5 protein-coding genes and 1 pseudogene are annotated in these 8189 nt (G+C 73.0%); 3 read left to right on the plus strand and 3 right to left on the minus strand.

Annotation, left to right across the window (positions count from 1 at the left end; genetic code table 11):
• Positions 1 to 336: pseudogene (locus AC2VNT_RS14615) on the plus strand (cytochrome c biogenesis protein CcdA); the annotation flags it as partial.
• A 152-nt stretch (positions 337 to 488) separates the two neighbouring features.
• On the opposite strand, the gene AC2VNT_RS14620 reads toward AC2VNT_RS14615, so the two are convergent.
• The 3 genes from AC2VNT_RS14620 to AC2VNT_RS14630 form a co-directional block, all read right to left on the minus strand.
• The gene (locus tag AC2VNT_RS14620) at positions 489 to 2063 is read right to left on the minus strand and encodes a plasmid pRiA4b ORF-3 family protein (protein WP_486947542.1); all 1575 of its coding nucleotides are present in this window, start codon (positions 2061 to 2063) and stop codon (positions 489 to 491) included.
• A 189-nt stretch (positions 2064 to 2252) separates the two neighbouring features.
• Positions 2253 to 3011: a class I SAM-dependent methyltransferase gene (locus AC2VNT_RS14625; protein WP_486947543.1), complete on the minus strand. Its 759-nt coding sequence runs from the start codon at positions 3009 to 3011 to the stop codon at positions 2253 to 2255.
• Entirely contained in the window at positions 3004 to 4128 is a 1125-nt protein-coding gene (locus AC2VNT_RS14630) for a 6-phosphofructokinase (RefSeq protein ID WP_486947544.1), read from the minus strand. The genes AC2VNT_RS14625 and AC2VNT_RS14630 overlap by 8 nt, the downstream gene beginning before the upstream one ends.
• Positions 4129 to 4203: 75 nt before the next feature.
• Between AC2VNT_RS14630 and recC the strand changes: the two genes are divergently transcribed.
• Both recC and AC2VNT_RS14640 read left to right on the plus strand, forming a co-directional pair.
• Positions 4204 to 7521, plus strand: coding sequence for an exodeoxyribonuclease V subunit gamma (gene recC / locus AC2VNT_RS14635; RefSeq protein ID WP_486947545.1), 3318 nt, complete (start codon positions 4204 to 4206; stop codon positions 7519 to 7521).
• Positions 7518 to 8189 (plus strand): UvrD-helicase domain-containing protein (locus AC2VNT_RS14640; RefSeq protein WP_486947546.1); only part of this gene is annotated, 672 nt, incomplete at its 3' end. The genes recC and AC2VNT_RS14640, both read left to right, overlap by 4 nt.

The following is an 8189-nucleotide window of genomic DNA, read 5'->3' on the forward strand; positions in this document are numbered from 1 at the left end:
GGGATGACCGTCACGGTGGGGGTGGCAGCCCTGGCGGTGGCGCTGGCCGGTGCGTCGGCCAGCGCGGCGCTGCGCCGGGTGCGGCCCCACGTGGGCCGGATCGCCGGGGTGATCGTGCTGCTGACCGGGGTGTTCGCCACCTACTACGGCTACTACGAGCTGCGGCTGTACTTCACCGACGCCGGCACCGAGGACCCGGTCATCCGCGCTGCCGCGGCGGTGCAGTCCTGGCTCGCCGACCTGGTCGAGGTGCTCGGGGTCTGGCGGCTGCTCGGGATCGCCGCGGCGCTGGTCGCCGTCGGCGTGGGCTGGCAGGCGCTCAGCCGCCGGAGATGACCGGGAGGTACTCCCGGTTCTCGTCGACATCGAGGTGACGGGTACCCACCCGGCGCCCCTTGCGGGTAGTCCTCCGCGGATCGGGTTTCTTCGTCGAAACCGAATCCTTAGGCAGGGCATCCCGACCGTTGTCCGGCCTCCCATCGTGATGCCTACTTCCGGCGTCTCGAATTCTGGCGAAGCCTGGTCAATACGTCGTTGACCTCGTCGGTGTCGAAGTGCGCCGGGTCGTGTTGGTCGGGTCGGTCGATGCCGAGCCATGCCAGTCGGTCTTGGTGTTCTTCGTGGCCGGGGTCGTCGAGGATCTCCAGCAGCTCCTGATACCCCCAGGGGCCGCCGCAATCTTCTGGTGGAGCTTTCCGACGCCCGCCGACACACCTCGGGTAGGTCGAGGCATCCCCGGACGACACGCTGTCCTCGACGGCGATCAGGTGTTCCCAGTCGTCGCCGAAGTCGTAGGTGTAGGTGAGTTTCGTCCCGGGGCCGGCGGCGACCTGTTCGAGGGTGACCTTGGCATCGGATCGCAATCCCAGCCCGGGATCGGGAATACCGAACTGCCCGTAGGCGGTGGCGAAGGCGTACAGGTGCGTGGAATTCCAGTTGAACGCTGCCTGTAACACCGTGTGCAGCTCGCGCAGCGCGATGTCGCCGGGAACCTGCAGGCGCCGCCAGATCGGTGGTTTGCTTCCGCGTAGGTCGACACGCAGCTGCAGAACGGGGGCCGGCCCGTCCCTCGTCTTGCGCTTGGCGGGCAGTTTCGAGCTCGACTTCACCGGAACCGCCGCGCCCGGCCCGCCGGACACCCCGGGTGGCGCTGCAAGCCGATCCAGCGCTGCCAGCAGGCCGGTCAGCGTGGCTTCATGGCCCTCGCCGTGCGCCGGCTTCGGTTTCGTCGGCAACGGCAGCGCCCGCAGTCGAGCCCGCAGCAACGGCGCCAGAGCACGGTATCCCGGACCGTCCTCGTCGACGAGATCGTCGTCATCGAAGAAATCCGCGTCGTCGAACAGATCGTCCGCGTCGGCGATGTCGTCCGCGTCGAACGAATCGTCCCGGTCATCTCGGTCGTGATCATCGCGGGCGTCCATCGCGGCTTCGGCCCGCCACCGAAATTCCGCCGGATCGATAACCGTCGTGGTGAGCCGGACCTTGTCACGTTCAGCGGCCCGGTGCAGCCGGACGAGTGCTTCGGTCAAATCCGCGCAGTCCAGAAGCACGATCTCGGCGGCCTCCCCGCAATCTTGGGGGTCGACCAGAATCATCACCGCGTGCCCCGTGCCCGCGCGGTCGAAGCGGGCGGCAAGCACCAGCGTCTGGCCGTCCTCGCACAGTTCGACGCAGTCACGTGCGCGCACCGGAGCCGACAGCGCCGCCATCCACTTAGGCGCGGCCACGCCGCGTGCCCGTAGGCGGTCCAGTCCCGCAGTGGCGGCCTCGCCTATTTTCCCTTCGTCGAGCGTGGCGAGCACGGCGAGCATCCCGGCCGCTCGCGGGTCGCCCATTTCCTCAATGACCGAGACCAACTCGGACGCGGCGACCAGATCCGCGCCGAACAAACCGATGGCACCGAGAAACGTCGAGCCGAGGACTTCCGCCTCCACCGGATCGGTGACCTGGGCAAAATCCCCCAGGATCGCCTCCATCACGACCCGCGGATCGGGGCCCTCGTCGGCATCGTCGACACGAACGTCGGGTGGGTGGCCCGTCACGTCGAACAGCGGTGTGGGCAAGTTTTTTCCGGGGCGTTTGGGGGGCGGTGTTCGCTTTCTCATGCCCGATACTGTTGCACATCGGGCACCCCGGGCATCGGGCCAGGTGCGCCCCGAAGATCTCCAACCGCGGTCTGTCGGTGAAGAACTCGGCTCGGGTCTGAACGCCACCGCGGGAGCGATCAGTTTGGGCCAGGCAGCCGGGATCGCTCAGCCCGGTTTGGTCGCGGTGACCAGCCGGGTGGCCGCCCACGGGCCGCCCCACCACATCCGCCAACCCAGGTTGCGTCGTCGCACGTCGGACCAGCCGAGCTCGCGCAGGTAGGCCGCGTGCCGGCTGGTCTCCCACAGGTCGGCGATCGCCAGCCGGCCGCCCGGCCGCAGCACCCGGACCGCCTCGGTCAGCGCCAGGCGGCGGCCCGGGTGGGTGCCGATGTTGTGGATCACCAGGCTGGACACCACCACGTCGACGCTGGCGTCGGCCAGCGGCAGCGCGGTGATGTCGGCGGTGCGCACCTGGACCCGGTCGGCGACCCCCTCCAGCGCGGCGTTGGCGACGGTGACCTCGGCGGCGTTGCCGGTCTGGTCGGCCTGCCACAGGTCCACCCCGATCGCCGTGCCGCGGGGCAGCCGTTTGGCGGCCGCGCAGAGCACCGCGCCGCGCCCGCAGCCCAGGTCGAGCAGCGTCTCGTCGCCGCGCAGCGCCAGCTGGTCGAGGATCTGCGCCCAGACCCCGAACTTGCCGCGCCGGGTGGTGTGCAGGTACAGCCCGGCCTGGGCGATGACGAAGGCGGCGAGGATGGCGGCGGCCGCGGTCAGCCGGCCGTGGCCCATTGCCGCCGCCACCGCGGCGACCACGGCCAGCCCGACGCAGCCCGCGCCGAGCACCGCCGCCTGTGCCCACGCCGGGACGTGGTGAAACGACCCGTCCACCCCGTACTCGCCGCGGTGGCCCGCCGGGTCAGCCATCGCCGGCCACCGGCTCGTCGCCGAAGCTGATCCCCAGATCGCGGGCGGTCAGCATCGAGTCGCAGTCCAGCGGGACCGTCTTCTGCCGGCGGGTCACCTCCGCCAGCGGCACGTAGTCGACCGTCGGCGGCCGCAGCGCCACCATGATGCCGTCGTGGCCGTCGTCCAGGGCGCGCACCGCGGCCGCCCCGAAGCGCAGGCCGAGCAGCCGGTCCAGCGACGTCGGCGAGCCGCCGCGCAGCAGGTGGCCCAGCACCACGGTGCGGGTCTCCCGGCCGGTCATCTCCTCCAGCGCGGCGGCCACCTTGGCGCCGACGCCGCCGAGCCGCTCGGCCTGGCCCACCGATTTGCCGATCACCGAGTGCTCCCCACCGACCGGGCGGGCGCCCTCGGCGACGCAGACGATGGAGAACTTGGTGCCGCGCCGGGCACGTTCGGTGATCAGCGACGCCACCGGCTCCAGCCGGTAGGGGATCTCCGGGATCAGGATGGCGTGCGCCCCGGTCGCCATCCCGGCGTTGAGCGCGATCCAGCCGGCGTAGCGACCCATCACCTCGACCACGATGATCCTGCCGTGCGAGGTCGCGGTGGAGAACAGCCGGTCGATGCATTCCGAGGCGAAGCCGACCGCGCTGTCGAAGCCGAAGGTCGACGCCGTCTTCTCCAGGTCGTTGTCGATCGTCTTGGGCACCCCGACCACCCGCAGCCCGGCCCGGTGCAGATGGTCGCCGATCGCCAGGGTGCCGTCGCCGCCGATGGTGACCAGCGCGTCTATCCGGTGTTCGGCGAAGCGGTCGAGCAGCTCGGCGGTGCGGTCCACCTCGACGAAGCTGCCGTCGTCCTGGCGCATCGGGTAGGCGGTCGGGTCGCCGCGGTTGGTGCTGCCCAGGATGGTTCCGCCCAGCGGGATGATGCCGCGCACCCGGTCCCGGGTCAGCTCGATCAGCCCACCGTCCGGGTACTCCTGGCCGAACAGCAGCCCGTTGAAGCCGTCCCGGATCCCGACCACGTCCCAGCCGCGGTTGCGGGCGGCCAGGGTGGCGGCCCGGATCACCGCGTTCAGCCCCGGTGCGTCGCCCCCGCCGGTGCTCAGGGCGATGCGTTTGATGTCGGCCACCGGCCCGACCCTACTCCCGGCGCGGCGGGACCGAATTCCGGCCGGTGTCGGTGCGCCGCTCTATGGTTGGCGTCGATGCCCCTGCACCTGCACCGCGCCGAACGCACCGATCTGCTCGCCGACGGGCTGGGCCGGCTGCTCGCCGAGCCGCCGGACGACCCGTTCGCCGAAGACCTGGTGCTGGTGCCGGCGCGCGGGGTGGAACGCTGGCTGAGTCAGCGGCTCTCCCATACGCTCGGCGCCGGCCCGGACGGGGACGGGGTCTGCGCCGGGGTGGCGTTCCGCAGCCCCGGTTCGCTGATCGCGGAGCTCACCGGCGTCGGCGGTGACTTCGACGACGATCCGTGGTCGGCGGAGGCGATGACCTGGCCGCTGCTGGCGGTGATCGACGCCAGCCTGGACCAGCCGTGGTGCGCCACCCTGGCCCGGCATCTGGGCCACTTCCACACCGGCGACGACGCCGAGGTGCGCCGCGGACGGCGCTACCCGGTGGCCCGCCGGCTGGCCGGGCTGTTCGGCTGCTACGCCCGGCAGCGGCCGCAGCTGCTGGTCGACTGGCTGGACGGGCCCGCCGGCGACGGCGCCGGCGGGCAGCTGGACTCCGACCTGTCCTGGCAGCCCCGGCTGTGGCGGGCGCTGGTGGCCGCCATCCCGCACGATCCGCCGCACGTCCGGCACCGAGAAACCCTCGCCCGGCTGCGCGGCGCCCCGACCGACCGGCTGCCGGCCCGGCTGTCGTTGTTCGGCCACACCCGGCTGGCGTGCACCGACATCGAACTGCTGGACGCGCTGGCGGTCCATCACCAGCTGCACCTGTGGTTGCCGCACCCCTCCGACACGCTGTGGCGGCGGCTGCGCGACCGGCACGGCGCCGTCCCCCGCCGGGACGACACCGGCGGCCGGGCGGCCGGGCACCCACTGCTGCACACCCTCGGGCGTGACCTGCGCGAGCTGCAGCGGGCACTGCCCGAGACGGCGGCCACCGACGAGTATCTGGGCGGGCCGGTGGCTTCCAGCACCTCCGGCACCCTGCTGGGCTGGCTGCAGGCCGACATCGCCGCCGACGCGACCCGCCCGGCCGGGCGGTCGCCGGCCCCCGGCGACCGGTCGGTGCAGGTGCACGCCGCGCACGGCCCGGCCCGGCAGGTCGACGTGCTGCGCGAGGTACTGCTCGGACTGCTCGAGGACGACCCGACGCTGCAGCCGCGCGACATCGTGGTGATGTGCCCGGACATCGAGACCTACGCACCGCTGATCGTCGCCGCCTTCGGCCTGGGTGAGCTGGCCGGCGAGAACCACCCGGCGCATTCGCTGCGGGTGCAGCTGGCCGACCGGGCGCTCACCCAGACCAACCCGCTGCTGGGGGTCGCCGCCGAGCTGCTGGGCATCGCCGACAGCCGGGCCACCGCCAGCGCGGTGCTCAACCTGGCGCAGGCCGCGCCGGTGCGGGCCCGGTTCGCGTTCACCGACGACGACCTGGAGACCATCACCGCCTGGGTGCGGGAGGCCAACATCCGGTGGAGCTTCGACGCCGCGCACCGACGGCCGTACGGGCTGGCCGGGATCAAGCACAACACCTGGCGGTTCGGGCTGGACCGGATCCTGGCCGGGGTGGCCATGTCGGAGGACTCCCGGGCCTGGCTGGGCACCGCGCTGCCGCTGGACGACGTCGCCAGCAACCGGGTCGAGCTGGCCGGCCGGCTGGCCGAGTTCGTCGCCCGGCTGCAGGACGCCGCCGACCGACTCACCGGCGAACGGCCGCTGACCGACTGGCTGGCGACGCTCGCCGACGGGGTGGCCGCACTGACCCGGGTGCAGCTCGACGACGGCTGGCAGGCCGGTCAGCTGCGCCGCGAGCTCGCCGACGTGCTGCGCCGGGCCGGGCCGCACGCCGACACCTCGCTGCGACTCTCCGACGTGCGGGCGCTGCTCTCCGGGCAGCTCGCCGGCCGGCCCACCCGGGCCAACTTCCGCACCGGCGGCCTGACCGTCTGCACCATGGTGCCGATGCGCTCGGTTCCGCACCGGGTGGTCTGCCTGGTCGGCCTCGACGACGGGGTCTTCCCTCGGGCCGACCACGTCGACGGCGACGACGTGCTGGCCCGCCGGCCGCTCACCGGCGAGCGGGACGTCCGCTCCGAGGACCGGCAGCTGCTGCTCGACGCGGTCGGCTCGGCCACCGAGACGCTGGTGATCACCTACGCCGGCGCCGACGAGCACACCGGCAAGCCCCGGCCGCCGGCGGTGCCGCTGGCCGAGCTGCTCGACGCGCTGGACGCCACCACCGCCGAGCCGGTGCGCGGCCGGGTTGTGGTCCGGCATCCGTTGCAGCCGTTCGACGTCCGCAACGTCACCCCCGGCGTGCTGGGCGTTCCCGGCCGGCCGTTCACCTTCGACCCGGCCGCGGCCACCGCCGCCGAGGCCGCCGCCGGCGAACGCAGCGACCCGCCACCGCTCTTCGGTGCGCTGCTGCCGGCCCCGCCGGCCGGTGACGTCGAGCTGGCCGAGCTGGTGGCGTTCTTCAAGGACCCGGTGCGGGGGTTCTTCCGGGCCCTGGACTACACGCTGCCGTGGGACGTCGACGGTGTCAGCGACGCCATGCCGGTCGAGATCGACGCCCTGGAGGAGTGGACCGTCGGCGACCGGATGCTCACCGACATGCGGCGGGGCATGCACCCCGACGACGCCGCCAACGCCGAGTGGCGCCGCGGCACCCTGCCGCCCGGCCGGATCGGGATGCGGAAGGCATGTGAAATCCGCGACAGCGCCAGCGGTCTCGTCGAAGCCGCGTTTCCGCACCGGACCGGCGACCCGGCCGCCTACGACATCGACGTCGACCTGGGCGGCGGGCGCCGGCTGACCGGGACCGTCTCCGACGTCTACGACACCCGAACCGTCTCGGTGGTCTACTCACGGCTGGCCGCCAAACACCTGCTGCCGGCGTGGATCCCGCTGCTGGGGCTGGCCGCGCAGCACCCGGAAAACCAGTGGTCGGCGCTGTGCATCGGCCGCGGCACCGGCCGCAGGCACATCCGGCAGCGGCTGCTGACCCCGGCCGCAGACCCGGTCGCGGTCCTCGTCGACCTGCTGGCCATCTACGACGCGGGCCGGCGCGAACCGCTGCCGCTGCCGCTGAAGACGTCCTATGCCTGGGCCGAGGCGCGCCGCGGCGGCGACGATCCGCTGCCGGAAGCGCAGAAGAAGTGGACGGGCAAGTTCGGTGACCGCACCGACCGGGCGTGCATCAAGGTGTGGGGCGCCGACGCCCCGCTGGACAGACTGCTCGGCGAGGTGCCCCGCGGCGAGGAGGTCACCGGCGAGGACACCCGGCTCGGCGCGCTGGCGGTGCGGCTCTGGTCGCCGCTGCTCGACGCGGAGGGCACGCCGTGCTGAACCGCTTCGACCTCACCGGGCCGCTGCCGGCCGAGCGGTCCACCGTGCTGCTGGAGGCCAGCGCCGGCACCGGCAAGACGTTCGCGCTGGCCGGCCTGGTCACCCGCTACCTGGCCGACGGCGTGGCCACCGTGGACCAGCTGCTGTTGATCACCTTCGGCCGGGTGGCCAGCCGGGAGCTGCGCGACCGGGTGCGCGCCCAGATCGCCGGCGCGGTGGCGGTGCTGGAGCGCCGCCGCGGCCCGGCCAACGACCTGGAGGCCCACCTGCTCGGCGGCGACGGTGACCGGGAAGCCGCGGCGGGGCGATGCGCGCGGCTGCGCGACGCGCTGGCCGACTTCGACGCCGCGACGATCGTCACCATCCACCAGTTCTGTTCGCTGGTGCTGAAATCCCTTGGCGTCGCCGGTGACACCGACGCCGGCCTCACCCTGGTGGAGAGCCTCAAAGACCTGGTCGCCGAGATCGTCGACGACCACTACCTGGCGCACTTCGGCAACGACCAGACCCCGCCGCCACTCACCCGGAGCGCGGCCATCGCGTTGGCCGGCAAAGTCGTCGACGACCCGGCCGCGCGGCTGCGCCCGGCCGATCCGGACCCGGCATCGGAGGCCGGCGCCCGGCTGGCGTTCGCCGAGGCGGTGCTGGCCGAGCTCGCCCACCGTAAA

The sequence above is a fragment of the Mycobacterium sp. TH-M15 genome, from assembly GCF_057473705.1.